The organism is Amycolatopsis coloradensis (genome assembly GCF_037997115.1).
Lineage (GTDB): Bacteria > Actinomycetota > Actinomycetes > Mycobacteriales > Pseudonocardiaceae > Amycolatopsis > Amycolatopsis coloradensis_A.
In genome coordinates, this window is record NZ_CP150484.1 from 6,178,443 (window position 1) to 6,203,662 (window position 25,220).

27 protein-coding genes are annotated in these 25,220 nt (G+C 66.3%); 5 read left to right on the forward strand and 22 right to left on the reverse strand.

Features of this window, described 5'->3' with window-relative positions:
- The 4 genes from LCL61_RS28925 to LCL61_RS28940 all read right to left on the reverse strand — a co-directional run bounded on the left by LCL61_RS28925 (position 1) and on the right by LCL61_RS28940 (position 4,480).
- Complete coding sequence (locus tag LCL61_RS28925; protein WP_340682669.1) at positions 1–1,065, reverse strand: methyltransferase; 1,065 nt, start codon at positions 1,063–1,065, stop codon at positions 1–3.
- 5 nt (positions 1,066–1,070) lie between these two features.
- Entirely contained in the window at positions 1,071–2,558 is a 1,488-nt protein-coding gene (locus LCL61_RS28930; RefSeq protein ID WP_340682670.1) for an MFS transporter, read from the reverse strand.
- 90 nt (positions 2,559–2,648) lie between these two features.
- Complete coding sequence (locus LCL61_RS28935) at positions 2,649–3,299, reverse strand: response regulator transcription factor (RefSeq protein WP_340682671.1); 651 nt, start codon at positions 3,297–3,299, stop codon at positions 2,649–2,651.
- Positions 3,296–4,480: a sensor histidine kinase gene (locus tag LCL61_RS28940; protein ID WP_340682672.1), complete on the reverse strand. Its 1,185-nt coding sequence runs from the start codon at positions 4,478–4,480 to the stop codon at positions 3,296–3,298. The genes LCL61_RS28935 and LCL61_RS28940 overlap by 4 nt, the downstream gene beginning before the upstream one ends.
- A gap of 175 nt (positions 4,481–4,655) precedes the next feature.
- On the opposite strand from LCL61_RS28940, the gene LCL61_RS28945 reads away from it, so the two are divergent.
- The 5 genes from LCL61_RS28945 to LCL61_RS28965 all read left to right on the forward strand — a co-directional run bounded on the left by LCL61_RS28945 (position 4,656) and on the right by LCL61_RS28965 (position 10,724).
- A complete protein-coding gene (locus LCL61_RS28945) occupies positions 4,656–5,888 on the forward strand; it encodes a glycosyltransferase 87 family protein (RefSeq protein WP_340682673.1) in 1,233 nt (410 codons plus the stop codon).
- 151 nt (positions 5,889–6,039) lie between these two features.
- Positions 6,040–7,032: a hypothetical protein gene (locus LCL61_RS28950; protein ID WP_340682674.1), complete on the forward strand. Its 993-nt coding sequence runs from the start codon at positions 6,040–6,042 to the stop codon at positions 7,030–7,032.
- Positions 7,032–7,820 carry an ABC transporter ATP-binding protein gene (locus tag LCL61_RS28955; protein ID WP_340682675.1) on the forward strand — a complete coding sequence of 263 codons (789 nt, stop codon included), beginning with the start codon at positions 7,032–7,034 and terminating at the stop codon, positions 7,818–7,820. Before LCL61_RS28950 ends, LCL61_RS28955 begins: the two co-directional genes overlap by 1 nt.
- Before the next feature lie 2 nt (positions 7,821–7,822).
- A complete protein-coding gene (locus tag LCL61_RS28960; RefSeq protein ID WP_340682676.1) occupies positions 7,823–10,348 on the forward strand; it encodes an FtsX-like permease family protein in 2,526 nt (841 codons plus the stop codon).
- Between the two features lie 151 nt (positions 10,349–10,499).
- A complete protein-coding gene (locus tag LCL61_RS28965; protein WP_425341942.1) occupies positions 10,500–10,724 on the forward strand; it encodes a 4Fe-4S dicluster domain-containing protein in 225 nt (74 codons plus the stop codon).
- Positions 10,725–10,749: 25 nt separating this feature from the next.
- Here the strand turns inward: LCL61_RS28965 and LCL61_RS28970 are convergent, their stop codons facing one another.
- The 18 genes from LCL61_RS28970 to LCL61_RS29055 form a co-directional block, all read right to left on the reverse strand.
- Positions 10,750–11,073: a hypothetical protein gene (locus LCL61_RS28970; protein WP_340682678.1), complete on the reverse strand. Its 324-nt coding sequence runs from the start codon at positions 11,071–11,073 to the stop codon at positions 10,750–10,752.
- Between the two features lie 243 nt (positions 11,074–11,316).
- A complete protein-coding gene (locus LCL61_RS28975) occupies positions 11,317–12,519 on the reverse strand; it encodes a cytochrome P450 (RefSeq protein ID WP_340682679.1) in 1,203 nt (400 codons plus the stop codon).
- 23 nt (positions 12,520–12,542) lie between these two features.
- Positions 12,543–13,568, reverse strand: coding sequence for an LLM class flavin-dependent oxidoreductase (locus LCL61_RS28980; RefSeq protein ID WP_340682680.1), 1,026 nt, complete (start codon positions 13,566–13,568; stop codon positions 12,543–12,545).
- A 28-nt stretch (positions 13,569–13,596) separates the two neighbouring features.
- On the reverse strand, positions 13,597–14,061 hold the full coding sequence (locus LCL61_RS28985) for a DUF1772 domain-containing protein (protein WP_340682681.1): 465 nt from the start codon (positions 14,059–14,061) through the stop codon (positions 13,597–13,599).
- The gene (locus LCL61_RS28990) at positions 14,061–14,438 is read right to left on the reverse strand and encodes a SchA/CurD-like domain-containing protein (protein ID WP_340682682.1); all 378 of its coding nucleotides are present in this window, start codon (positions 14,436–14,438) and stop codon (positions 14,061–14,063) included. The genes LCL61_RS28985 and LCL61_RS28990 overlap by 1 nt, the downstream gene beginning before the upstream one ends.
- 21 nt (positions 14,439–14,459) lie before the next feature.
- A complete protein-coding gene (locus tag LCL61_RS28995; protein ID WP_340682683.1) occupies positions 14,460–15,869 on the reverse strand; it encodes an acetyl-CoA carboxylase biotin carboxylase subunit in 1,410 nt (469 codons plus the stop codon).
- On the reverse strand, positions 15,866–16,390 hold the full coding sequence (locus LCL61_RS29000; protein ID WP_340682684.1) for an acetyl-CoA carboxylase biotin carboxyl carrier protein: 525 nt from the start codon (positions 16,388–16,390) through the stop codon (positions 15,866–15,868). Before LCL61_RS29000 ends, LCL61_RS28995 begins: the two co-directional genes overlap by 4 nt.
- Entirely contained in the window at positions 16,387–18,102 is a 1,716-nt protein-coding gene (gene accD / locus LCL61_RS29005; RefSeq protein WP_340682685.1) for an acetyl-CoA carboxylase, carboxyltransferase subunit beta, read from the reverse strand. Before accD ends, LCL61_RS29000 begins: the two co-directional genes overlap by 4 nt.
- 199 nt (positions 18,103–18,301) lie before the next feature.
- Complete coding sequence (locus LCL61_RS29010; protein ID WP_340682686.1) at positions 18,302–18,604, reverse strand: antibiotic biosynthesis monooxygenase family protein; 303 nt, start codon at positions 18,602–18,604, stop codon at positions 18,302–18,304.
- A complete protein-coding gene (locus tag LCL61_RS29015; RefSeq protein ID WP_340682687.1) occupies positions 18,601–18,948 on the reverse strand; it encodes an antibiotic biosynthesis monooxygenase family protein in 348 nt (115 codons plus the stop codon). The genes LCL61_RS29010 and LCL61_RS29015 overlap by 4 nt, the downstream gene beginning before the upstream one ends.
- Complete coding sequence (locus LCL61_RS29020) at positions 18,945–19,697, reverse strand: SDR family NAD(P)-dependent oxidoreductase (RefSeq protein ID WP_340682688.1); 753 nt, start codon at positions 19,695–19,697, stop codon at positions 18,945–18,947. Before LCL61_RS29020 ends, LCL61_RS29015 begins: the two co-directional genes overlap by 4 nt.
- A gap of 35 nt (positions 19,698–19,732) precedes the next feature.
- Positions 19,733–20,194, reverse strand: a complete 462-nt coding sequence (locus LCL61_RS29025) for a DUF1772 domain-containing protein (RefSeq protein WP_340682689.1) — start codon at positions 20,192–20,194, stop codon at positions 19,733–19,735.
- A 27-nt stretch (positions 20,195–20,221) separates the two neighbouring features.
- Complete coding sequence (locus tag LCL61_RS29030; protein WP_340682690.1) at positions 20,222–20,755, reverse strand: SRPBCC family protein; 534 nt, start codon at positions 20,753–20,755, stop codon at positions 20,222–20,224.
- A gap of 1 nt (position 20,756) precedes the next feature.
- Positions 20,757–21,020, reverse strand: coding sequence for an acyl carrier protein (locus LCL61_RS29035; protein WP_340682691.1), 264 nt, complete (start codon positions 21,018–21,020; stop codon positions 20,757–20,759).
- A 20-nt stretch (positions 21,021–21,040) separates the two neighbouring features.
- Positions 21,041–22,291 (reverse strand): ketosynthase chain-length factor, encoded by a 1,251-nt coding sequence (locus LCL61_RS29040; protein ID WP_340682692.1) that lies wholly within the window; start codon positions 22,289–22,291, stop codon positions 21,041–21,043.
- Positions 22,292–22,402: 111 nt separating this feature from the next.
- Positions 22,403–22,780, reverse strand: coding sequence for a SchA/CurD-like domain-containing protein (locus LCL61_RS29045; protein ID WP_340682693.1), 378 nt, complete (start codon positions 22,778–22,780; stop codon positions 22,403–22,405).
- Positions 22,780–23,523: an SDR family NAD(P)-dependent oxidoreductase gene (locus LCL61_RS29050; RefSeq protein ID WP_340682694.1), complete on the reverse strand. Its 744-nt coding sequence runs from the start codon at positions 23,521–23,523 to the stop codon at positions 22,780–22,782. Before LCL61_RS29050 ends, LCL61_RS29045 begins: the two co-directional genes overlap by 1 nt.
- Positions 23,524–23,573: 50 nt before the next feature.
- Positions 23,574–25,064 carry an oligopeptide:H+ symporter gene (locus LCL61_RS29055; protein ID WP_340682695.1) on the reverse strand — a complete coding sequence of 497 codons (1,491 nt, stop codon included), beginning with the start codon at positions 25,062–25,064 and terminating at the stop codon, positions 23,574–23,576.
- Positions 25,065–25,220: the final 156 nt, after the last annotated feature.

Genomic DNA, 25,220 nt, shown 5'->3' on the forward strand with positions numbered 1-25,220 from the left:
TCACTCCCCGACGATCGCTTCGATCAGGCGAAGCGGCGTTCCGGTCTCGGTGACTCCCCGGTACCGCAGTCCGGCCCGTTCGAACAGCTCGGCGTACTCGTGTGCGGTCCGTTCCCTGCCGTCCATGACCAGCAGCATGTGCAGGTCCATCAGAGCGTCCCAGGGGTTGGCGGGCGGATCGGAGATCAGCTGCTCCAGCAGGATGACCCGGCTGCCCGGTTCGGCTGCCTTCGCCACGTTGCTCAACGCCTGCACACACCTCTCGTCCTCCCACATGTGCAGTACCTGACGGAACAGATAGACGTCGGCCTTCGGCACCGTCACCAGGCAGTCCCCCGCCTCGAGGTCGCATCGGTCCGCGAGCGCGCCGGTACTCAGCACCGGATCCGCGTTCTCGATGGTGTGCGCCCGATCGAAAAGGATTCCGCGCAGGGCGGAGTTCGCCTCCAACAGCGCGCGCAACAACGAGCCGTGTCCGCCACCCACGTCGACCACCGTGTGGGTCTCGGAGAGGTCCAGTGCGCCGACCAGCGCGGGGTGCATGGCGACGGACTGCGCGGCGTAACCGCGCAAAGTGGCCGCGCCTGCCTCGTTGTCATCCTCTGCGAAGTAGCTGAAGAGGTCCTTGCCGTAAGTGGCCCGGAACGCGCATTCGCCGGTGCGAACGCTTTCGTCGAGCTTCGCCCACATCTGCCAGCCCCAGTACGAGCCGGTCAGCATCACGTCCCCGATTCGCACCGGCGCGTCGGAGCGCATGGCCCTGGACGCCTCCGTGTGTTCGTAGCGCCCGGGCCCGAGCTGGCGATAGACACCGTAGGCGGAAAGCGCGCGCATCAGCCTCGACAAGGCGCCCGGATCCGCATCGATCTCGTCCGCCAGCCGATCGACGTGCACCGGCTCGTCGCCGACGAAGTCCGCGATCCGCAGCTTCGCCGCGGCCTGGATCACGCCGCTCGCCCACATGCCCCAGGCCAGCTCCATCACATTCTGGACGGCCGGCGGGCCGAGCACCGGAGCACCGTCGAAGGCTGTCGTCCGCACGGTCTTCAGGTCAACGTCACGCATGATCATCACCTCGGAATCGATCGTCGGATTCCGCCGTCCTTCGCGGACGGCGGACGGTCGTCGGCCGCGGTGGCGGGCACCCCACCCGGCGGGAGCAGGAAACTCATCACGAAACTGGCGAAGAACAACGCCACGCAGACCCAGAGGCAGGCCTCGATCGCCTGCCGGTGATCCCCGGTGCCGGTGAGCGAACCGAAGAAGACCGTGCCGAGCACCGCGATGCTGATCGCCGAACCGACCTGCAGAGCTGTGGTCATCAGCCCGGACGCCGCACCGGCGTCCTGGACGGGGACCTTGCTCAGCACGATGTTCACCAGCGTCGCGCTGACCATGGCCATACCTGTCCCGAGGACGATCGCGCCAGGCACGAGCGCCCACGGGGTCAACGCCGGCCCCAGGACATGGATCGGGTAGATCACGCCGACCACCCCGGCGATCTTGACCAGTGCCGCGATCGACACCACCCGCCTGCCCAGTCGCGGGGCCAGCCGGATGGACAGCATCGAGCCCGCGATGATGCCCAGCGAGGAGGGGAACAGCGTGAGCCCGGTACGCCAGGACGAATAGCCGAGGCCTTGTTGCAGGTAAAGCGAAAACACGAAGGTGTGGCCTGTACCCGCGAAGAAGATCAACGCGAGCGGAAGCCCCGCCCGCAGGCTGCGATGACGAGACATCCGTGCCGGGATGAGCGGTGTCCCCCCGCTACGTTCGCGGAATCGCTGATGCCACGAGAAGAACAGAAGAATCGGCATCACCGCGACGAACGAAAGAAATGTCCACAGTGGCCACCCGGTCTCGTGACCTTGTACCAGCGGGTACATCACCGCCACCAGTGCCGCCGTCACCAGCAGCACGCCGACCAGGTCCAGTTTCGGTGCCGTGCCGGATCGCGATTCCGGCATGAGCCGCAGCGCGCCGAGCAGGGCGGCGGCCCCCACCGGAAGATTGATCAGGAAGACTGCACGCCAGCCGAGCCCGGCGATATCGGCCTGGATCAACAGGCCACCGAGCACCGGGCCGGTCATCCCGCCCAATGCCAGCGATATCCCGTACATCGCCAAGGCCCGCGGCCGTTCCGGTGAAGGGAACTCGACCTGGATGAAGCTGAGCACCTGCGGGATCATCATGGCAGCCGCGGCCCCTTGCAGGACACGGGAAACAACCAGCATTTCCGGGTTCCTCGCCAGGCCGCACAACACCGAGGTGAGCAGAAAGACAGCCATCCCAGTGACAAAGGTCCGCTTCCGGCCATAGATGTCCCCGACCCGGCCCCCGGTGATCAGCAGGACGGCGAACGCCAGGGTGTAACCGGCGGAGGTCCATTGCAGCGTGGCCGGGCCCGCTCCGAGGTCTTCTTCGAACGCCGGCAAGGCGACCGTGACGATGGTCGCGTCGAGCAGATCCATGTAGCAGGCGAGCAACGCGGGAACCAAGGCCGCCCAGCGTCGCGGATGGTGGATCCTAGGGGTGGTACGAAGGTCCAAGGGAGTCATCGGCCGACTTTCCTGAGGCGTCAGCGTGCTGACCGATGCTCAGGGGACGGCCTGGGATCGTGCTGGAACCTCGGTGGACCACCCTCGTCTTCAGCCGGCCAGACCCGCACGGTGTGCGAGGATCGCGGCCTGCACCCGGTTGGTCAGCTTCAGCTTGCTCAGGATGCGGCTGACGTGGGTTTTGACGGTCGCCTCGCTGAGATACAGCCTGTTCGCGACGTCGGCGTTGGCCAGCCCCTCCGCCAGTGCGACGAGAACCTCGCGTTCCTTGTCGGTCAGCACGTCCAACTGTTCCAGCGCCTTCGCCTGACGGGACGGCTCACGTTCGGTGAAGGTGTGCAGCAGTCGGCGAGTGATGCTCGGTGCGAGCATGGCATCGCCGGCGGCGACCGCCCGGATCGCGGTGATCATGTCGTCGCCCGCGGAGTCCTTGAGCAGAAAGCCGACGGCGCCGTTGCGGAGTGCGGTCTGCACGTACTCGTCGAGATCGAACGTGGTGAGGACGATGACCCTCGGCGGCCGTGGCAAGGACTGCAGGCGTGCTGTCGCGGCGAGACCGTCGGACTCCGGCATCCGGATGTCGACCAGCGCGACGTCCGGCTGGTGCCGTTCGGCCTCTTCGACGGCCGATATCCCGTCGGACGCCTCGGCCACCACCGACATGTCGCCCGCCGCCTCCAGGATGGTGCGCAGCATGGAGCGCACCATCCATTCGTCGTCGACGACCATCACCCGGATCATGAGCCGGTTCCCGTCGACGGAAGCGGAATGACCGCCTCGACCTCGTACCCGCCGTTGAGGGTCGCCCCGCAACTGAGCGTGCCGCCGATCAGCCTGATCCGTTCTTGCAGGCCGATGATCCCGAAGCCCCCACCAGGGAGAGAGTCCGGAGCAGGCGACGATGGCGGTCTCTGATTGGTGATGATCAGCCGGAACTCCTCCGGACCGTGGATCATGCGGATGCGTGTATCGGCGTTTCTCGCATGCTTGTGCACGTTGGTCAGTGCCTCCTGGGCGACACGGTAGCTTGCCTGTTCGACGATCGAAGGCAGGGGGCGAACCTCTCCGACGGTCTCCACGTCGACCTGGACCCCCGCTGCCCGGGACTGGGCGGCGAGCCCGGCGATGTCCTCGATACGGGGCTGGGGCGACAGTGGCGCGTCACCGACCCGCAACACCTCGAGAACCTGGCGGAGTTCGCTGAGCGCGTCCCGGCCGATGGACCGGATCTTCTTGGTCAGCTGGAGCCTTTCCCGATCCCCCGAGACCTCCGCGGTCGCGGCGTGCAACACGATAAGGCTCACCCGGTGCGCGACCACATCGTGCATGTCGCGGGCGATGCGGGTGCGCTCCTCGGCACGAGCCTGTTCGGCGAGCAGATCGCGTTCGCGTTCGAGCCGGGAAGCGCGTTCGAGCAGGTTGCCGACCAGCTTCCGATGGGTGAAGCTCCACAACCCGAGCAGCGTGGGTGCGAGGCACAGCGCCGTACTGATCGGAACACTCGCATCGAAACCGCCAAGGCGCCAGAACGGGAATCCGACCGCCACCAGTGCGATCGCGGTGATGACGGCCATCATTCGTCGTGACGTCTCGAAAGCCGCCAACGCGTACAGGCCGAAGACCACACCGGCGATCGCCGAGAGCATCGTCCAGCTCGCCAGGCTCACGATCACCAGAAAGACCGGCTTGCGCCTGCGCACCATCGCCGCGGCGCCCGTCAGCAGGGCGAGCGGGATCGAGGCGATCAGCCGGTTGTCGCTGCCGAGGAGAGGAAACCCGAAGTCGGGGGCGAACTGCTGTGGCCCCGACCAGACGAAGGTGCCGATCACGCACGCCAGTGCCACCGCCGAATCGATGATCACGTGACGTCGTTCCGATGGTTTCCACGCCCACCACCGCGGGGTGGAGCTCGGCGAGGTCATTCTCGAAGTCTAGAGGAATGATCAAGTGGAGCCGGAGCATACTGCCCGCTCTCACCTGATCGGTCGCCCTCTGGAGTCAGCTCCCAGTGTTCCGAGATCCCCCAGGAAGACGCTGCGCTGACCCGGCGGCGGTGCGAAGAATCGATCAGGAGGGGACATGTCCGAGGGAGCGCCAGTGGATCCTGCCGGAACGGCGAGGAATCCCACGCTTTGGCAGGCGGGCGTGGTCATCGCGCTGGCCGCGCTGACGATGACCGCCCTCGCCGTCCCGGTGTTGCGGGGAGCACCTCTCTGGATGGCCGACTTCCAGGTTTATCACGAGGTCGCACGAGCGGTATTCGACGGCGTTCCGCTCTACGAGCTACAAGTCGATACCGCGGCTTTGACAGGAGTCGCGTTCACCTATCCCCCTTTCGCCGCGGTGATGTTCACACCCTTGTCGTGGCTGCCTGCAGGCTTGGGAGAGGTTCTCTGGACGTACACCTGCTTACTCAGTCTCGGTGTGCTTCTTTGGGTTTCGCTCGGTCTCGCGGGGGTCAAAGCGCGAAATCGACGGCTCCGGCTGGTGGCGCTGGGAACGGTCGTCGCGCCGCTGCTCACGCCGGTTCTGATGAATCTCATGCTGGGGCAGGTCAACATCTTCATCGTTCTTCTCGTACTACTCGACTTCTCGCCGCTGATGCCCGCGAGGTGGCGGGGTCTGCTGATCGGAATCGCCGCCGGGGTGAAACTCACCCCTTTGATCTTCGTGGGCTATCTGCTGTGCACCGGACGGCGGATGAGCGCCTTACGCGCCACGGCTGCCTTCGCTGGTACGATCGCCGTCGGATTTCTCGTCCTGCCTCGGGAATCAGGCGCGTACTGGCTACAGGGCCTGATACTGGACACCGGCAGGGTGACCGATATCAGCGCAGTGGTGAATCAGTCGTTGCCCGGCCTTTTCGCGCGGTTGGCCGGTACCACGACGGCACCTGGCTGGTGGTTGCCGGTCTGCCTGGTGGTCGTCTTGCTCGGCCTGCTCGCCGCGAGGTGGGCTCATGGCCTTGGCCACGACCTGGCAGGCGTGCTGGTGGCGGCGTTCACCGGACTGGCGGTCGCGCCGATCTCGTGGCCCCATCACGCGATTTGGATCGTGCCTGTGCTGGCGTGGCTCTCGGTGGTCACCTGGCGTACGAAGTCCACGGTGCCGAAGTTCGTCTTGGCTGGGGTGACTCTCTGGTGGCTGGTTCCCGTTTACTGGCTGTTGGCACCCGACAGGGCCACTCCGGACCTGGCCCCCGGTGACCATTTGGTGATCGCGCTGACGGGCTATCTAGCGGTGACCGCGCTCGCGGTGGCACTGCTGCCTGTATGGCTTCCCAGGGTGCAAACTGCGGCGTCCGAGCCAGGGGTCAATCGATCGATGTAGGCGACGGTGGCATTCAAACGACTTCCGGCCCATCGGTGAAATCACTTCGTGCGACGCGGACGGCGCCGACCCGCTCCTAGATTCGAACCCACAGGCCAACGGACCACGAGACGACGTACGCCTGGGACGAGAAACAGGAGAGGTGACCAGCATGGACCCCGCGAACAGGACGAGCGCCGATGTCCCGGCACGGCCGGCGATCGCTCCAAGCGGGCCGGGACTGACCACCCGGCAGACGCGAGCGCAGTGGGCGTTCGCCGTGTTCTCGGTCCTCAACGCCGTGGTGATCTTCCCCGGCGAGAACGCCATCCTCCCGCTCATCCAGAGCCTGGGATTCGCGGGGTATCTCCTCGGCGCCGGGATCACGGCCTATTGCGCACTGTGCTTCGGAACCTCGAGAGCGCGCGGGATCTCCATCGTGTTCCACCTGTTGTTCATCCCGGTGCAGTTCCTGTTCAGCTTCCCCGGCCCGCTTCCGCTCGCCGGGATGGTGTTCTCCGCGGTGATCCTCGGCTTGCTGCGGCCGACTTTCCCGAGGCTGTCACCTGGCAAACGGAAGCTCTGGGTGATGCTGCATGTCGGGCTGTCGGTGAGCTGGCTCGGTATCGCGATTTCCATGGTGGTTCTCAGCACCGTGGGCTACGCCACGGAAAACGCCGAATTGCGCCATGGCGCCTACGAATTGATGCACATCTTTGATCTGTTCATCGTCATTCCGACGATGATGCTGTCCATCATCACCGGTCTGGTGGTCTCGCTGGGCAGTAAATGGGGCCTCGCCAAACACTGGTGGGTGCTGCTCAAGCTCGTGATCGCGCTGGGCATTCCGGCGGTCGCCATCGTGGAAAGCCAGTGGGTCCAGGAACTCGCCGAACGAACCCTCGACCCGGCCGCCGAACCCGGCGCCACAGGACTGACGCTGATGATCTGCATGATCGTCTTCTCCGCCGCGTTGTGGACGGCGACCTACCTGTCCGTCTTCAAACCCGGCGGCAAGACCCGATGGGGGAAGAAGAACATCGAACGCGAACGCGCCATACGGGCGGGCCGGTCGGCGGCCCCGACCGCGGAACGAGCAGCAGGTCAGCGTGTCGGCGGTCCGGAGTACGACGCTGCCGAGCACTATCGAGGAGGAAAGAACTGATGGGGGAACCGAAACCGCCTGCCGCACGAGCCCGCGCGCTCGTGAAGGTCTACGGCCAGGCGAGCGCGAGCGTGACCGCGCTCGACAACGTGAGCCTGGACATCCAGGCCGGGAGATTCACCGCGATCATGGGGCCCTCGGGCTCTGGCAAGTCCACGTTGATGCATTGCCTCGCCGGCCTGGACACCCCTACCAGCGGCCAGGTCTTCGTGGGCGACACCGAGCTGACCGGTCTCGACGACGATCGGCTCACGGTGCTGCGCCGCACAGAGCTGGGGTTCATCTTCCAGGCCTTCAACCTGGTGCCCACCCTGTCCGCGCGCGAGAACATCGTGTTGCCCTTGACGATCGCGGGACGGAAAGCGGATCCCGCTCACTTCGCCGATCTCGTCACAGCCTTCGGACTCACCGAACGGCTCGATCACCGGCCGGGGCAGCTTTCCGGCGGTCAGCAACAACGGGTCGCCTGCGCGCGCGCACTGATCACCCGGCCGAAGGTGATCTTCGCCGACGAGCCCACCGGAAATCTGGATTCCCGCAGCAGCGGGCAGATCCTGCGATTCCTGCGGAGCGCGGTCGACGAGTTCGGGCAGACGGTCGTGATGGTCACGCATGATCCGCTTGCCGCCGCCTATGCCGATCTAGTCGTCTTCCTCGCCGACGGTGTGTTGCTGGATCGGCTGGAGGCACCGACGGCCGAACGTGTCCACGCGCGGATGCTCCAGTTCGATCACGGCGCCGGGGCGGGTGCCGTGTCGTCGGCCGCACGGACCATCAGGGCGTTCTGATCATGTGGCGAACCGTATTGGCGACGTTGCGGGGAAACTGGTCCCGCCTGGTACTCACCTTCATCACCGTGCTCTTGGGTGCGACCTTCGTGTCGGGCGCACTGGTCGTGAGCACGAGCCTGTCCGAGGGGCAGCAACCGTTGAGGGACGGTTTGGACGCCTTGGTCACGCCACTGGGCCGTGGTGTGGGCGAAGACGAGGCGCAGCTCAGCCAAGGTGGGCAGAACCGGGTACTGCTCGACGAGGGCCAGCGCGCGACACTGGCCGGGCTTCCCGGCGTCGCCGCCGCGACCGGGGTCGTGGAGGGTTACGCCGCGGTAGCGGGCGCGGACGGCAAGGTACTGGTGTCCCAAGGCTTCGAAGTCAGGATGACCGGGAGCAACTGGACCGGGACGGACCGGATGTCGCTGGTCACCGGCCGTGCCCCGGCCGGGCCGACCGAGGTGGTTCTCGCGGAGTCCGTCGCCACCGATGGCGGTATCGCCGTCGGTGATACGACGACCGTGCTCTACGGCGGCGGGAAGCTCCAAGCCGCGGTGGTGGGCGTCTACGACTACCAGCCCCATGGCCGGGAAGCCGGCTCCTCCCCCACCGTGGCGTTCGACACCGCGACGGCGCAGCGGTTGTTGCTGCGCCCAGGGAGCTTCACCAGCGTGGAGGTCACCGCGACGCCCGGAACACCGGAAAGCTCGCTGACGATGGCCGTCTCGGCGGCCATGCCCGCCGGTTTCGCCACCGTCGACCGGGCCGAACTCAACGCCACACTGCGCGCGGCGACTTCGGAGATCACCTCGGCGCTGTCCGCCACCGTGCTGGCCTTCACCGGGATCGCACTGGTCGTCGGGATCACGTTGATCGTGAACACCTTCTCGATGCTGGTGGCTCGTCGCGGGCGTGAGCTGGCGCTGCTGCGGGCGGTCGGCGCGACCCGTCGGCAGGTCCGGCGATCGGTGCTCCTGGAAGCCGCCGTGGTGGGAGTACTCGGTTCGATGACCGGCCTGGTCATCGGCAGCCTGCTGGCCCTTCCGGTGGTGACATACGCGGCGGAGCTGAACCCCGCCTTGGACGGCGGCGTGGTGATCGGCCTACCCGCGGTACTGGGGACGCTCCTGGTCGGGACGGGTACCACGGTGGTGGCGGCCTGGCTGCCGGCGCGCCGTGCGGCGTCGGTACCTCCGGTCGCGGCGCTGGGCGGTGAACGGCTCGAGGAGGAGAAAGGCTCTCGGTGGCTGCTGCGGTCCGGGCTCGCGATGGTGGGCCTTTCACTTCTCCTGCTGATCGTCGCCGCGGTCGGCGAGGGCACCGCGAGCCGGGCGTCCGGCATGCTCGGGGCGCTCGGGCTGTTGCTGAGCGCGGTGATCTGTGCCCGCTGGCTGAGCGGACCGGTCATCGGCCTGCTCGGCAAGCCACTGCGACGCGGGACGCTCGGCGGGATGGCGGTCCGCAACACTTTGCGCAGTCCCCGGCGGACGGCCGCGACAGCGACGGCCTTGACGATCGGCGTGGCCATCGCCATCGGCATCACCATCTTCTCCACGACCATCTCGACGATCAGCGAACGCGATCTCGGTGGCGCCTTCGTCGGCAGGACCGTCGTCACCAACGTCGCCGGCGGTCAGATCGGCGAGGACACCCGGCGGCTGGTGGAGGCGGTGCCGTCCGTGACCGCGGTCAGCACGTTGCGCACCGACCAGGTTCTCCTCGACGGCAAGGAAACTCGCGCAGGCAGCACCGACGTCTCCGCGCTCGGTCGCACCGTCGACGTGAAACTCGAGCAAGGCGGCACCGCGGATCTGACGCGGGGTGTGTTCGTCGCCAAGCCGGTCGCCGAAGAGCGGGGCTGGTCGCTGGGACGGCAGGTCACACTGACCTCGCCCGGCGGTGGGAGCACTCCGGTCGAGATCACCGGGATCTTCACCGAAGCGACCGTCCTGGGCCAGGTCGTGTTGCCACCCGCGCTCGCCGACGTGCATTTTCGGCCGGGCGATGGCAACCCCATGGTGGTGGCGACCGCGCCGGGCACCGACGGCGCCGCTGTGGAAGAAGCCTTGCGACAAGCACTCGCCGCCCGCTCCGATCTCGCCGTCATGAGCGCACCGGAGTACGTGCGCAGCCGTATCAGCGAGGTGGACGTGTACCTCGGTGCCGTTACCGGACTGCTGGGACTGTCCGTGTTGATCGCCTTCCTGGGCATCATCAACACCTTGTCGCTCTCGGTACTGGAGCGAGGACGGGAACTGGGCCTGCTCCGCGCGACCGGGATGACCCGGCGGCAGATCCGCGGGCTCATCCGGGTCGAATCCGTGCTGATCGCCGCGCTGGGCGGGTTGATCGGAGTGGTGGTCGGCGTCGTACTCGGCGCGATGATGCAGAACTTCATCTTGTCGCGAGGAGTCTTCGACCTCGTGGTGCCACCTACGATTCTGCTGGCACTGGTCGGGATCTCGCTGGGTGGCTTGCTGGCCGCCGCGTGGCCGGCCCGCCGGGCGGCACGGGTGAACGTGATACGCGCGATCACCGTCGACTGACGGTGCGTCCGGACGAGTTCGCGTCGCGAACCGAAATCAGTTGAGGAGCGGTCCTGTGACCTATGTGATTACCAGTCCGTGCACCGACGTCAAAGACCGGTCGTGCGTGAACGTGTGCCCTGTCGACTGTATCCACGACTCGGGAGCGCAGATGGTGATCGACCCGGTGGAATGCATCGACTGCGGCGCCTGTGTGCCGGAATGCCCAGTGGAGGCGATCTTCTTCGAGGCCGACGTGCCGGACGGTGAGCGGGAATCAGTGGCTCGTGCCGAGTCGTTCTTCGACCAAGGGACCGGCAAGGGTTCGGTGTCGCTCGCCGACATCCACAAGGCGGNCGCGGTGTTCACCTCGCCGATCGAGCTGTTCCAGAGGTAGCGGCCGCCGTCCGGAAGCCGCCGGTTCAATAGCGCTCGGCGGTCACCGTCGTCTCCGAGACCCGCACTATCTGCCCATCGGCGTCCACTGCCGTACCGGTTCCATGCGAGGTGAATGTGTCCCCCGACGTAAGCCTTCCTTCGTGGTCCACGTGCACGTCGAAAGCGAACTCGTTGTCGTCGTCGAAGGCCTGCTCGCGGAAGGTGAACCGGAACCCCTCCCTGGTCCGCCTCCATTTTCCGATCCCGGTGGTCTGACTGCCGGTGTTGGTCTGGATGAGCAGCCCTTCGGCGGTGAAGGCGAACAAGCCGCGTTCGTTCCGCGTCCCATCCGCGAAAGTCACTCGCACCGCCCAGGTCCCTTCCGGACTCTGTGGGCGGGTTCTCAGATCAGTGTCGGCTTCCGCCTCTCTCGCCGGCGCCAGATCCTCTTCCTGAGTGGACATATCCCCTCCGTGATCACTGGTGATAATGGTTCGTGCCCCTGCATGGCTCAATTTAGCAAGGCGCCGAGGACTCGGGCGCACTTTAAGGATTTTTCAGGAACTCGAACCAACCGCCGGAGGAGTGCGTGATTCATTGACGGTTTCGTGTCACCAACGCACCGGCAAACTCGCCAGCGCACGGGCCGTCAGTCCGGTCTTGAGTTCGACCTCCGCAGGCGCCACCGCCAGCCGGAGGGTGCCCGGAATATTGCGCATAAGTGCGTAAAGAGCCTCTTGCATCTCCAGTCTCGCCAGTTGCGCACCGAGGCAGTGATGGATTCCGTAGCCGAAGGCCATATGCGGATTGTGCGACCGAGTCAAATCGACACGGTCCGGCCGGTCGAATACCTCGGTATCGTGGTTGGCCGAGCCGAGCGCGGCCAGCACGGCGTCTCCGGCGCGGATCGTGACGTTGCCCAGCCGAACGTGCTCGAGTGCCACCCTCAGCTGAGTACCGGTCAGCGCGAAAGTGTTGTGCCGCAGCAGTTCTTCTATGGCGCTCGGAACGAGGTCGGGCTGGGCGTACAGTCGCGCCATCTGCTCGGGCAGGCGGAGCAGAGTGAACAGTGCGGTACTCAACGTGCTCGCGGTACTCATATGGCCGACGGTGATCAAGATCAGCGCGAAGCTGACCAACTCGGTTTCGGACAGCTTGTCCTGCTCGTCGCGAGCGGCGATCAGGACGCTGAGCAGGTCGTCGGCCGGGTGAGCGCGCTTTTCCGCGACCAACTCGACGAGGAACCGCTCGATACTCGCTCGCGCCGCCCTCACCTCGTCGCGAGAGTGCGAGGACAGGCTGAAGATCACGTCAGTCCAGCCGTGCAGCGTCCCGAAATCCGAATAGGGCACACCGAGCAGTTCGAAGATGACTTTGCTCGGCAACGCGGCGGTGAACTGCCCGAGCAGGTCGGCGGACCGAGGGCCACTCGCCACCTCGATCATCAGTTCGTTCGCAAGTTCTTCGACCCGGGGCCGCAAAGCCTCGATCCGGCGGGTGGTGAAGGCCGGCGCGACCAGCCGGCGCAGCCTGGTGTGATCGGGCGGGTCCATACCGAGGATGGTTTCCGGGCCAGGACTGGTGTTCCCCATCCGCGGGCCACCTGGCAGTTCGGCGGCCGCGCGGCTGAACCTGGCGTCAGCCAGAACCTTGCGGACGTCTGTGTACCGGGTGACCAGCCAGGCCCGGTCCCCGGACGGCAGGGTCACCTCGGTGACCGGTTGCCGCGCGCGTAACCGGGTGAACTCGGCGGGCAGGGTGAACTCGGGTGGCTGCGGGAACGGGAACGTGAGCCCGGTGAGTTCCGTTGACATGGCGCGCTCCTTTACGAAGGCGGTCAGGCGAGCCCTGCGCGGTCCAGCGCTTCAGCGGCGACACGCAAGATGAACTGTTGTTCCTCGATCGCGCGCGCGAACGGCGACAAGGCCAGTGTGGTCACTCCCGCCTCGGCGTACGCGGTCATCTTTTCCGCGATCCGTTCGCGGGGCCCGAGCAAGGCCGTCGCGTCGATGAACCCGAATGGCACGGCTGCGGCGGCACCTGCGTGATCACCGGCGCCATACCGATCGTGCACCTCATCGGCCTCGTTCGGGTACCCCATGGTTTTCATCAGGCTGTGGTAGAAGCTGTGTTCTTTGCTACCGAGGCTGACGAACCGTGCGATGTAGTGCCGGACGGCGTCCGCCGCCTCGTCCGGCGACCGGCCGACGACGACGGGTACCGAGGGAGCGACCTCGAATCCCTTGTCTCGCAGACCCGCCTTGTCCCGCCCCGATCGGATGTGGGGAAGCGATTCGGTGATCCGGTCCGGTGAGCAGAATACACCGAACCAGCCATCGGCGACCTCGCCCGCCAGTTCGAGGCTGCGCGGTCCGATGGCCGCCAGGTAGATCGGTACGGCCGCAGCGTGCGCCGAGCCGAATTGCCGAAAGGGTTCACCTCGTGCATCCGGAAGCGGCAGTTCGTTGAGTTCGCCTCGATATCGCACGGGCTCGTCGTTCAACGCGAGCCGTACGATCTCGATGTACTCCCTGGTACGGCGGAGCGGGCGATCGAATCGGACACCGTGCCATCCCTCGGAGATATGCGCGTTGGAGATTCCGAGTCCCAGCCGGACACGCCCAGGGGCCAAGGTCTCCAAAGTGGACGCCGTCATCGCGGTCATCACTGCCGAACGCGCGGGAATCTGGAGTACACCGGCTGCGAGACCGATCCGTTCGGTTCGCCCGGCCAGCATCCCGAGCACGCTGATGGCGTCCGTACGGTAGCCCTCGGGAACGAACGCGACGTCGTAGCCGAGCCGTTCCGCGGCCGACGCCACCGCCGGTGCGCCGTTCGGCGCGATGTTCACCCCGAGCTTCATCGGACTTCCTCCAAACGCGTCAGTGTGATCAGGCGATGGTGACAGCGACTGCGGTGCACGCCAGAGCGAGCATCGCCAGCGCGGTGCGCAGGAAATGCCATCGGCGCCACAGGGGTCGCGGATCATGCCAGTCGTCGGGCATCCGATCCGGATCCAGTTCCCTTGTCTGCCGGTTGATCGGCACGTTGCACCAATGGGAGACCACGGACACTCCGAGCAGCGAGACAGCCGCGCCGCCGAAGAGGAGAACCGCGGCCGTTCCCGGCATCAATACAGCGAGCACGATTTCGATCAGGGTCGAGCTCAGCACCAGTACGGGCATGGTGGGGTCCCAATTGCGCCCGAGCATTTTCTGCGCGTAGACGTAGCGGCCGGGCGGCATCGCGATCAACGCGGGCAAGGTACTCAGGGCGACCGCGAACAGCACGCCTGCCACCGTTCCGCTGCCCATCAGGGCAAGCACGCTGAGCAGGTCGGCCACCGTGGCGGTCATCAAGGGACGTCTGGCTTGTCGGCCGAGAGCTGGGATATGCAGCGCATGGTGCTCCTCTCGAAGGTCTTGGTGAATCCTTCGACCGATCCCGTGTCTCTCGGCCGGGCGAGGTAGGGCTTGAGTTTGCGCTCGACCTCGCGCACTCCAGGCTGAGTCGCCATGAATCGCGCGATGTCGGCAAGTTCACCCTCGTATTCGACGAATCGCACCATGATGTCGTTCTCGATGAACACAGCGGTCGACAAGATGCGCCCGACTTCGTTGCCATCGTCGTCGAGCACCACTGGCGAGCCAGTGCGTTTGAAGTCGGCGAAGATCTCGGCGATCTGCTCTTCGCAACCGGCCTTGATACCGTATCTGATCGCTGTGATGGGCATTGTGGACTCCTTTGTTCGGGGTCAACTCGCCGACGTGACGGATACGTCGGCCATTCGTTCCAGCAACGAAGTGTCGTGAGTGCCCTCACGAAAGGACGGGTTCCGGATGATCTCACGAAGCGCGTCCCTCGTCGTGTGGATACCAGGACCACCGATCCGGAACTCGGCCAGCGCGCGGTCCATCCTGGCTAGCGCCTGTGCCCGATCCGGCGCCCACACGATCACCTTGGCCAGCAAGGAATCGTAGTCCGGCGGAACGCGCCAGCCGGGATAGGCATGTGTGTCGACCCGGACGAACGGGCCGGCGGGCGGGGAGAATTCGACGAGCTTGCCGGGGCAGGGGGCGAAGTTCCGGCTGGGGTCCTCCGCGTTGATCCGGCACTCCACCGCGACGCCACGCGGTTTCACGTCTTCTTGCCGAAGGGAGAGCGGCAGGCCCGCCGCGACCAGGATTTGTTCGCGGACGAGATCGATACCGGTCACCATTTCGGTCACCGGATGCTCGACCTGTATACGCGAGTTGACCTCCATGAAGGCCGCCTCTTCACCGGAGACCAGGAACTCGAAGGTGCCCGCGCCGGTGTAGCCGACCGCTCGCGCCCCTCGGGCCGTGGCTTCGGCGAGTATTCCGGACAGCCCTGCGGCCAAGCCGGGTGCGGGGCTCTCTTCGACGAGCTTCTGGTGACGCCGCTGCACGGAGCAGTCCCGCTCGCCGAGGCAAACGACGTTGCCGTGCTCGTCGGCGAGCAGCTGGATCTCGACATGCCTGGCGTTTTGCCAGAAACGTTCCAGGTACACCCGCTCGTCGCCGAACACCGCCCGTGCGGTCGCCCTGGTCGACCGATAGGTCGGCAGCAACTCCGCCCACTCTCGGACGATCGCCATTCCCCGGCCGCCCCCGCCCGCCGATGCCTTGATGATCAACGGCAGGCCGATTCGCCGTGCCTCGGCGAGGACCTCGGCCGACCCGTTCACCGGCTTCGTCGTCCCGGGAAGCAGCGGCAGGCCGGCCTCGCTCATCAGGCGCCTGGCCAAGGACTTGTCCCCCAGCCGGGCCATTACTTCGGGTCGCGGGCCGACGAAGGCGAGCCCGTTACTCACACAGATCTCCGCGAAATCCGGGTCCTCGGACAGAAAACCGTAACCGGGATGAACCGCTTCCGCCCCGGTCCGCAACGCGACCTCGATGAGCGCGGGTGGATACAGATAGCTGTGTTTGGCCGCACCCGGGCCGATCTGGACCGCCTCGTCGGCGGCGAGCACGGCGGCCGACTCCTTGTCGACCGTGGAGTGCGCGACCACCGTGCGGATGCCCATCTCGCGGCAGGTCCGAACCACCCGGAGAGCGATTTCGCCCCGATTGGCCACCAAAAGGGTCTTGAAGACGGGTTCGGTACGCCGATTCCCGATCGGCCGCGGCAGCGAGCTCATTCCGGCACCTCGGGTTCGATGGCGATCAGTGCTTGGTCGTACTCGACAGGCTCGGCGTCGGCGACGAGGATCCGGGTCACCCGCCCCGCTCGGTCCGCGACGATCGGGTTCATCAGCTTCATCGCCTCCACGATCGCCACCTGCCGACCGCGTTCGACCACGTCACCGACGGCCACGAACGGCTTCGCACCGGGTTCCGGCGCGAGGTAGCAGGTGCCGACCACCGGCGTGCGTATCGTCGGAGTTTCGGTCGCAGGTGACGCCGCGGAGGGCTTCGCCGGCTCCACGTCGGAAGGTGGTCGCCCGCCTTCGACGACCGGCCATTCCACATCGATGGTCGCGCTGCCCAGCCGCACCCTCGCGCGCTTCGGCACCCGCTCGGTCGAGGTGACGACCTCGGCCAGGCTGCGGCAGAGGATCTCCATCGCGTCCTCGGCGCCGAGCTTGAGCATTTCGGTCTCGAACCCCAGCACATCCGACAGATCCCGGCTCGCAGTGAACTCGGGATGCCTTTCGATCATTTCACCGTCTCCCTGGTCTTCGGGCGGACCTCGGCCGAGCCGAATCGCCGGAACCTCGCACGCCTCGCCGCCACCAGAGCGTCGCTGTCCCGCCCGTGCAGTTCACGCAGCGCGCAGACCACTGCGTCACGTACGAGCGCGCTGGCCGCCGCCGGATCCCGGTGCGCGCCACCCTGCGGCTCGGGCACCACTCCGTCCACCACCCCCAGGGACAGCAGCGACTTCGCCCCCACCTGCAGCGCCTCGGCGGCGGCTGACACGGCAGGCGGAGCAGAGCTGCGCCAGAGGATGGCGGCACACCCCTCTGGACTGATGACCGAGTACGTGGCGTTCTCGCACAACAGGACGCGGTCCGCGACGGCCAGCGCCAGCGCGCCGCCGCTGCCGCCCTCCCCGGTGATCACGGTGACCACCGGCACCGGGAGCCCGCCCATGACCCGCAGGCATTCGGCGATCGCGTTCGACTGCCCGGTCCGCTCTGCCTCCGGCCCCGGATGTGCGCCAGGGGTGTCGACCAGGGTGACCACCGGTATCCCCAGTTTGGCGGCCAGCCGCATCAAGCGGATCGCCTTGCGGTAGCCGGCCGGGGACGGCATCCCGAAATCTCGCCGCACGAGTTCTTCGGTGGTACGGCCTTTCTGGTGGCCGATCACCATCACCGGCAGGCCGTTGAGCTCGGCCGGCCCGCCCACGATCGCCGGGCTGTCGTGCCCGGCGCGATCCCCGTGCAGTTCGACGAAACCGTCGGTCCAGTTCGCGAGATGCTCGAGAGTGGTCGGTCTGCCGAGGACGCGGGCACGCCGGACCACCTCGTCGATGGCCGGAGAAGACAGGGTTTCCGGGTCTCGCAGCACAGGGTCCGGTACACCGTCACTCCAGCCGTCCGCGGGCGGCGCCGCCGCGCCCACCAGGACCGCCAACAGCTGCGGCAGTTCCTTCCGAGGAGAGACGCCGTCGATCAGACCATGCTCGAACAGGAACTCGGCGGTCTGGAACGACTCGGGCAGGCTCTCCCGGATGGTCTGCTCGATGACCCTGCGCCCGGCGAACCCCATCCTCGCGCCTGGTTCGGCGACGATCACGTCCGACAAGGTCGCGAACGACGCCGCCACCCCGCCGAAGGTCGGGTCGGTGACAAGGGTGAGGGTCAACAGGCCCGCTTCGTCGAGGGCGGCCATGGCGTTGCTGGTTCTCGCCATCTGCATCAGGGAGAGAGCCCCCTCCTGCATTCGTGCCCCGCCTGACGCGGTGATCACGAGCAGCGGCATCCTGCCTGCCAGCGCGGCTTCCGCGGCGGTCACGATCGCCTCTCCCGCGGCCGAGCCGAGACTGCCGCCGAGGAACCGGAAGTCCATCGCCGCCACGACGAGCGGGCGACCGCTCAACGTCGCCGACACCACCTGGACCGCGTCCTCCAGACCGGTTTCCCGCCGGGCACGGTCCAGCCGCTCGGTGTAGGGCACCAGGTCTGTGAAAGCCAGGGGATCGTGAACCGCCGCCGCAGGTTTCAACGGCCTCGCCGATCCTGGATCCAGTAACGAATCGAGCCGATCACGCACGGTCAGCCTGCTGTGCCAGCCGCAGCCGGGACAGACCTTGGCCGACCGCGCGAAGCGCTTGCCGTACAACAGCATCCGGCACCGTGCGCAGGACACCCACTCGGGTTCCGGCTCCCGCTGTACGCTGTCGGCGGCATCCATGGTGGCCGTCATGAGGTCCTTCCCTCCCTTGAGACCCGGGCCGATGACGGTTGATCGCGGTCATCGGACGGGAGTACGAGTCCGCCCATGCAGCCGCCAAGGGTCCCCAGCGACCACACCAACATCCCGCCTGCCCTGCTCCACGCCCGACGGGATCGTTGTTCCCGCTCGCGGCGCTCGGGTACGGGTGACCGCATGACGGCTCTCCTGCTCAGTAGGTGGCTCGCACCTGGTAGATGTCGAACGGCCTGGACAACCGCGTGTCCCGGAACGGACGCAACGGTGCGGTCTGGGCCCGGTGCTCCGGTCCACGCTCCCACTCCTCGAAGGCGGTGACATCGCTCCACGAACTGACCACCACGAACCCGCTCGGGTCCGAAGTGGACCGCAGCAGCTCGTTGCCGAGCAGTCCGGGGACGCCGGCCAGCCGGACACTGGCCTCGTGGTAGGCGGCCTCGATCCGGTCCGGATCCTCGGTCGCGTGGTACAACAGGACCCGCACTCCGCCGCTCACCGCGCTCGTTCCCAGTCGTGATGGGACTCGGTGCTCGCCGTGCCCGGCAGGTACGCCACCACGCGCATGGTGGTCATCGAGCCGCCGGAGCGGAACGGGTGCAGTTTCCGCCGATGCTCCAGATGGCGGTCGCTGGTCTCGAACTCACGGAACAGCGCCTCGCTCACCCAATCGCTGACGATGTAGTAGACGCCTTCGTCCTCGGACCGGGACAACCACTGTCCGAGGTTGGCGGGGTGGGAGGTCACAGAATCGCCTATCTCCAGCCAAACCCGCTCGAAGTCGCCTTCGGCGCCGGGGTTGATCTGCATCCGCAGCATCACGCGGAAAGCGTCGCCCGTCACGAGATCCCTCCGTCCACCGGGATGACCCCACCGGTTACGTACCTGGCCAGATCGCTGGCCAGGAACCGCACCACGTCGCTGACCTCTTCCGGAGAACCGAGCCTGCCGAGCGAAGTCTTATCCGAGTAGCGCGTGACCATCGCGTCGCGTTGCTCGGCAGGCAGAGCCTCCAAGGCTTCCGTGTGGATCATGCCCAGCGACAGGACGTTGAACCGGATTCCCTGCGGACCGAACTCCCGCGCCAGTGTGCGGTTCAGGCCGTGCAACGCCGCCTTGGTGGCGGTGTAGTGCGCCCGTAACGGAATGCCGACCTCGATGGACTTCGAGCTGATCCCGATCACCGAGCCGCCGGCGGTGAGTAGTGGCAACGCCTGCTGGACAACCAGGTGTACCGCGGTCAAGTTGGTGTCGACGATGCGCTGCCATTCGGCGACGTCCAATTCCAGGTACGGGACGTGGCTGATCGCGGCGGCGTTGTTGACCACGATGTCCAGTCTGCCCAACCGCGACTTGCATTCGCCGAGCAGATCGGTGACCTGCGCGGGATCAGCGAGGTCCGCGGGCAACACGTGGTGCGCACCGCCGATCTCCTCGAGTGCCCGTTCGAGCGAGGCGGCCGCTTCCTTGTCCTGGCGGAAGCACGTGACGACGTCGACGCCGTCCCTCGCGAGAGCCAGCACGATGCCACGGCCCACTCCCCGGGTTCCCCCGGTGACGAGCGCCTTCTTGCCTTTCAAACCGAGATCCATCTTCCCCTCCGCGTCCTGAACGGATCGATGATCTTTCACAACAGCAGCCCCACCGCGGCGCAGTTGGCCAGCAGCGCCAACGTCGCCGACACGGTCCGGGCGCGGTTCCAGCCACCCCAATGCCGCCGCGGATCCCTTTCCGCGAAGTCGTCCGGCAGGTTCTCGGGGTCCAACGTGCGAATCCACTTGTTGACAGGGACGTTCTTCACCAGGGAGATGACGACCGTGCCCGCTGCCAGCAGGCCTGCCGCGCCGAACAGCACCTGGGCGCCTGCCCGATTCGCCGCCAGTGCGAGCACCCCATCACCGAGCACCGTGCCGAGGAAGCAGAGGGGCATGAACGGGTCATAGCGTGTCGAGAAGAACCCGTGCGCTTGCACATAGCGCGCGGCGGGCAAGGTATCGAGCAAGGGCCAGCCACCGAGCTGGGTGCCGACCAGCACTCCTGCCGCCAACCCGTTCGCGAGCAGAACCACCGGGATCACGATCTCGAGCACCGCGCACCTCCAGCCGACGTGGTCGGGTCAGCCGACGGCGGCACTGTCGCGTGCGGCCGCTTCGACCTTGTCCTTGATCAACCGCATCTGCACCGGCGTGTTGCCATCCAGTCGCTCACGCATCGCCTCGTCACCGACCGGTGCCTGCGGCTTCATCTCGAAGTCCTGCACCCAGCGCATGCGGACACCCCGCTCGGTCTGGAGGTACTCCCAGAAGATCCACATGTACTTGAATGGACCGGTTTCCACCCGCTGAGAACGCACCGTCCTGGTCGCCGCGTCCGGTGTTCTCGCCGAAACCCAGCTCCACACCTTTCCGCTCTCGTCCGGATGCAACGAAAGCCGGAAGATGACGGTCTCGCCATGTCGTTCCAGGATGGTCGCCTCCGAGTACTCACTGAAGAGCCGCGTCCANATGACGGTCTCGCCATGTCGTTCCAGGATGGTCGCCTCCGAGTACTCACTGAAGAGCCGCGTCCATGATCCGATGTCATTGGTCATTTCCCAGACGAGGTCCATGGGTGCGTCGATGACGATCTCGTTCTCGGTGTGCCCTGCCATTTCAGATCCTCGCCTCCACGAACTGGGCATTGATGAATTCGACGGCCTTCGCCGGCGTGGGCATCTCCGCGATCGCGGAGTCCGGAATCGAAAAGCCGTAGCGGCGCTCCACCTGCCTGGCGAACTCCAGTACGGCGAGCGAGTCGTAGCCGAGTTCACCGAACTCGACATCGGCGATATCACCATTCAGATCGACTTCTTCGTCGACTCCCCCGCTCGCGCGCAGGATCTCTTTCAATTCCTCGAAGGTGAACCTGTCCGTCATCTTCTCGTCCCTTTCACTGTTCACAGCGCCTTGGCCCTGGGGAGATCCGTGAGTACGAGTGCCGCGTTGAAGCCACCGTGACCGCGCGCGAGGACCAACGCGGTACGCACCCTCCCGTCCCGGGGCTGGTTGGTCACCAGATCGAGTTCGCAGCCGGGTGCCAGCCGGGCCGAGCCGACCGTGTGCGGGATGACGCCGTCCCTGATCGCGAGCAGCGCCGTGGCCACGTCCAACGATGCGCCTCCGCCGTACAGCCGTCCGGTCAGCGTCTTCGGTGCCGTCACCGGCACCCCACGCGAACCGAAGACCGCGCTGATGGCCTGGGCTTCGGAAAGATCATCTGCCCGCACGCCCGCGGCATCGGCGAAAACGACGTCCACCTCCTCCGGATTGACGCGCGCGTCCGCGAGTGCCCGCTCGATCGTGCGCCGTAGTGCCGGCGGCCGTGCCGACCCCGGAGGGGGGTCGAAACCGGCGGCGTGGCCCGCAATCGCACCGTAACCGGATCCCTTGTCACGGTCCTGAGCACTTCGCGCGCTTTCCACGATCAGGATGGCGCCGCCTTCGCCCGGCAAATAGCCGCTCGCTTCGGCATCGAATGGCAGGTAGGCGCGATTTTGATCATCCACAGTGGAGAGCTTCCCGTTCGAAAGCTGAGCGACCAGGCCGTAGGGGCAAAGAGAAGCGTCGGTGCCACCACTGAGCACCAGACGAGAACCACCGTGAACGAGTCTGCGGGCCTGGTTCAACGCGTCCAGACCACCCGCCTGTTCACAGCACAGCACGCCGCTGGGACCACGCATGCCGAAACGGATCGAGATCTGTCCCGTGGTCGCCGCGTAAAACCAGGCGATCGACTGATAGGCCCCGACACCCGACGGACCGTCGAGGTACAGGCGCTCCATCTCGTGCTGGCCGAATTCGGTGCCGCCGGACGAGCTCGCGGTGACGACGGCCATCTCGTAGTCAGGAAGCTCCGCGGGTCGCACGTCGGCGTCGGCCAGAGCCGCTTCGGCCGCGGCGAGCCCCAGATGTGTCCAGCGGTCCGTCTGCGGGATCAGCCTGCCGGGTACCCGCTCTTCGGCGAGGAAGTTCGGCAGCTGCCCGGCAAATCGGACCGGGTAGTTCGAAGGGTCGAACCGGGTGATCCTGGTGACGCCGGATTTGCCTGCCAGAACCGATTGCCAATGTTCCGCAATGCCGATACCCGTCGGCGCCACCACACCGATACCCGTTATAACCGGGCTGGTGGCCGCACCAGATGCGTTCATCGAAAGACCTTTCCGAATATCGGTCCCGCGTGTTTTCCATCGCTTCTCAAGACTGGTCGACCTGCCTGGAAACTCCCTCCAAGCCCGCTGAACGGCCGAAATCGCGAGGTCTCATCCCGCCGCGGGGTGCGACTCCACGGAGAACTGGGAGATGACCTGCATGGTGGCGTCACGGAAGTAGGCGCCGAAGGCAGCCGGGGTACTCGTGTCCCGTGGCGTCTCGAGATAGGGAGCCAGTTTCTCTTCGATCAGGTGGACACCACGCTGACCCGCCATATGCTCGGCGATCGCGGAGAAGTCACCTTCATAGTGGATCACCCGGACCATCACGTCGTCCTTGATGAACACGGCGGTCCCGAGCAGTCGCCCGGCCCGCCTGTCGTCCGCGTCCCGGAATCGGGGGTCGTCCACTCGCTGGAACGCGGCGAAGATCTCGGCGATTTCTGTCTCATGGCCCGGTTTGACCCGATAAGTGATTGCGGCGTACATCAGATCCCTCCATCCACGTTCAAAGTCGCCCCGCTGATGTAGCGGGACGTGTCTCCGCTGAGGAAGAGCACAGCGCCGGCGACGTCCTCAGGACCGCACAGCCTGCCGAGCGCGGTCATCCCGGTGATGCGGTCCATGACGGGCGCGGGCAGGCCCGCACCCGGTTCGGTCTCGGTCAGCCCCGGTGCGACCAGGTTCACGCGAATACCTTGTGGGCCAAGGTCTTTCGCGAGGGCCCTGGTGAATCCCGTCAACGCGGACTTGGAGGCGGAATAATGCACTCCGTTGATTCGGCCGCGCTGTGCCACCGAAGATCCGATGTTCACCACCGCGGCACCGGCCCCCAGCAGGCCCAGCACGGCTTGGGTGACCAGGTAGGCGGCGGTGACATTGTGCTCGAAGACACGGTGCCATTCCTGTTCCGGGAGCTCTTCGAAAGGCGCAGATCCGTCCACACCGACGTTGTTCACCAGAACGTCGAGTCCGCCGAGCGTATCCGCCGCGGCTGTTGCCAGGGCGGCCGCTCCCGCACGCGTAGTGACGTCGGCCTGGACCACTCGATGCCCGGCTCCACGCTCCTTGAGTTCCCGGGCCAGGCTCTGCGCGTCTTCGTCTTCCGTACGGTGGCCCGCGACGACCGTCGCACCGACGTCGGCGAACGCCAGCACGGTGGCCCGTCCGATTCCTTTGCTGCCTCCGGTCAGCAGCACCCGTTTTCCGGACAATCCCTGATCCACCATCATCTCCTTGACTTGGAGGAACCCAGAGGTTCACGAATTCGCGGTGAGTCGCGTCAGGACAAACCGCGTGTCAGTGCGCGGCGCCCCAACCAGAAGGCGACCCCGCAAAGGATCGCGGCCGAGCCGAGAAGCGAGTAGTAGAGCGGTTCCGGCATGACCGTGCTGAGCCGGACCACGCCACTGCCGATGCCGCCGCCCAGACCGGCGAACAGCCACAGCATGCCCAGTGTTCGCCCCAGAAATCCCGCGGGCAGTACGTCCGCCGCGGCGGAGATCGTCACCGCGGCGATGATCACTTCCCCGCACGCGTGCGTCAGATAGACGAGCACCATCCACCAGGGCGAGATCTTGGTGCCGTCGGCGCTCACCAGCGAAGTGGCCACCGACATGACCAGGAAGCCCGCGCCCACAAGAAGCAGGCCGACACTGAACTTGGTGCCGACATTGTGCCGTCCTCCCCAACGTGGCAACGCCGAGGCGATCACCGGCGCCAACAGGAGAATGAACAACGGGGTCGCCGCCTGCAACCAGCTCGCGGGCATGACGAACCCGAGCACCTCGAGGTCGACGTGATCCCTAGCGAACAAGTTCAGGAGTGACGCGGCATGGGCGACGATCATCCAGAACAGCGCGGAACCCAAGTACACGAACAGAAAGAAGGTCAGTCGCCTGCGGTCGTCCGATTCCAGCGCTGGATCGGCTCGTAGCCGGACATAGCAGATGATCGGTGTCACCACGCTGAGCAGGCCGATCAATCCGATCGCCACGACGGCGCTGAGCAGACCAGCGATCGCGAGCCCAGCCAGTACCACCACGATCGCCGGGCACAACAGGGCCAGCCGCCGTATCAGCGTTCGACGCTCCGGCGCGTCGAGCGGCCGGATCGCCGTGGCACCGACGCCGTGGAACTGGGCGGAGGTCACCCGGAGCTGAACCGTGGTGGCCAGGAGCACCAAGGCGATAGCCAAAAAGGCGAGATGCCAGCTGACCCGCTCGCCGAGGTAGCCGGCGATCAACGGTGCGAGCAGCGCCGACACCTGGGAAGCGACGTACATCAGCGAGATGCCGGCCTCCCTGCTCCGGCTGCCACCGAACATCATGTTGATCATCGCCTGGTGGTTCGGCTTGTAGACGGCGCCCCCGATCGCCAGCATGGGCAGCGCCGCGGCGGCCGTCCATCCGGCTGGAATGGACAGGAGGAGGTAGCCGACGACGTTCACCGCACAGCCCGCGAGCAGCGCGGTCCGGTTGCCGAGCCAGCGGTCACCCACCCAGCCGCCGGCAAGCGACAACATGAACATCAATCCGATCCATGCCCCGAACAAGGCCGCCGCGTCCGCCATGGCGAGGCCGAGGCCCCCACGCTCCGCCGGCGCCGACGCATACAGCACGAGAATCGCCTGCAGACCATAGAAACCGAACCGCTCCATCGCATCGCTCGTGAACAGAGTCACGTACCAGCGAGGCATTCTCCTCACGCCGACCGATCGGTCATCCCGCGTCCCGCGCTCGGCCCGTGTGGTGGGCACCGCCGCGTCGTCCACACCCTGTCCCTCCGCCGGAAGCCATGCGAAGAAAGGGATACCGACGAGGCCTGGGGAATCCCTGGGTTCCTGATCCGCCCCGGTGCCCGGCTCCACCACGGCACCAGCCGCGTCTCACACTTCCAGGCCATGGTGTTCCGGACATTCAGTCAGGTA

What these genes read in the sequence shown, in the direction of transcription:
- LCL61_RS28935 (WP_340682671.1), bottom strand. Translation starts at nt 3,299, where the DNA reads ATGATCCGGGTGATGGTCGTCGACGACGAATGGATGGTGCGCTCCATG.
- LCL61_RS28995 (WP_340682683.1), bottom strand. Translation starts at nt 15,869, where the DNA reads ATGAGCTCGCTGCCGCGGCCGATCGGGAATCGGCGTACCGAACCCGTC.
- LCL61_RS28940 (WP_340682672.1), bottom strand. Translation starts at nt 4,480, where the DNA reads ATGACCTCGCCGAGCTCCACCCCGCGGTGGTGGGCGTGGAAACCATCG.
- LCL61_RS28950 (WP_340682674.1), top strand. Translation starts at nt 6,040, where the DNA reads ATGGACCCCGCGAACAGGACGAGCGCCGATGTCCCGGCACGGCCGGCG.
- LCL61_RS29040 (WP_340682692.1), bottom strand. Translation starts at nt 22,291, where the DNA reads ATGAACGCATCTGGTGCGGCCACCAGCCCGGTTATAACGGGTATCGGT.
- accD (WP_340682685.1), bottom strand. Translation starts at nt 18,102, where the DNA reads ATGACGGCCACCATGGATGCCGCCGACAGCGTACAGCGGGAGCCGGAA.
- LCL61_RS29020 (WP_340682688.1), bottom strand. Translation starts at nt 19,697, where the DNA reads ATGGATCTCGGTTTGAAAGGCAAGAAGGCGCTCGTCACCGGGGGAACC.
- LCL61_RS28980 (WP_340682680.1), bottom strand. Translation starts at nt 13,568, where the DNA reads ATGAAGCTCGGGGTGAACATCGCGCCGAACGGCGCACCGGCGGTGGCG.
- LCL61_RS28930 (WP_340682670.1), bottom strand. Translation starts at nt 2,558, where the DNA reads ATGACTCCCTTGGACCTTCGTACCACCCCTAGGATCCACCATCCGCGA.
- LCL61_RS29000 (WP_340682684.1), bottom strand. Translation starts at nt 16,390, where the DNA reads ATGATCGAAAGGCATCCCGAGTTCACTGCGAGCCGGGATCTGTCGGAT.
- LCL61_RS29045 (WP_340682693.1), bottom strand. Translation starts at nt 22,780, where the DNA reads ATGTACGCCGCAATCACTTATCGGGTCAAACCGGGCCATGAGACAGAA.
- LCL61_RS28955 (WP_340682675.1), top strand. Translation starts at nt 7,032, where the DNA reads ATGGGGGAACCGAAACCGCCTGCCGCACGAGCCCGCGCGCTCGTGAAG.
- LCL61_RS28960 (WP_340682676.1), top strand. Translation starts at nt 7,823, where the DNA reads ATGTGGCGAACCGTATTGGCGACGTTGCGGGGAAACTGGTCCCGCCTG.
- LCL61_RS28925 (WP_340682669.1), bottom strand. Translation starts at nt 1,065, where the DNA reads ATGCGTGACGTTGACCTGAAGACCGTGCGGACGACAGCCTTCGACGGT.
- LCL61_RS28975 (WP_340682679.1), bottom strand. Translation starts at nt 12,519, where the DNA reads ATGTCAACGGAACTCACCGGGCTCACGTTCCCGTTCCCGCAGCCACCC.
- LCL61_RS29035 (WP_340682691.1), bottom strand. Translation starts at nt 21,020, where the DNA reads ATGACGGACAGGTTCACCTTCGAGGAATTGAAAGAGATCCTGCGCGCG.
- LCL61_RS28985 (WP_340682681.1), bottom strand. Translation starts at nt 14,061, where the DNA reads ATGACCGCCACGGTGGCCGACCTGCTCAGCGTGCTTGCCCTGATGGGC.
- LCL61_RS29050 (WP_340682694.1), bottom strand. Translation starts at nt 23,523, where the DNA reads ATGATGGTGGATCAGGGATTGTCCGGAAAACGGGTGCTGCTGACCGGA.
- LCL61_RS28990 (WP_340682682.1), bottom strand. Translation starts at nt 14,438, where the DNA reads ATGCCCATCACAGCGATCAGATACGGTATCAAGGCCGGTTGCGAAGAG.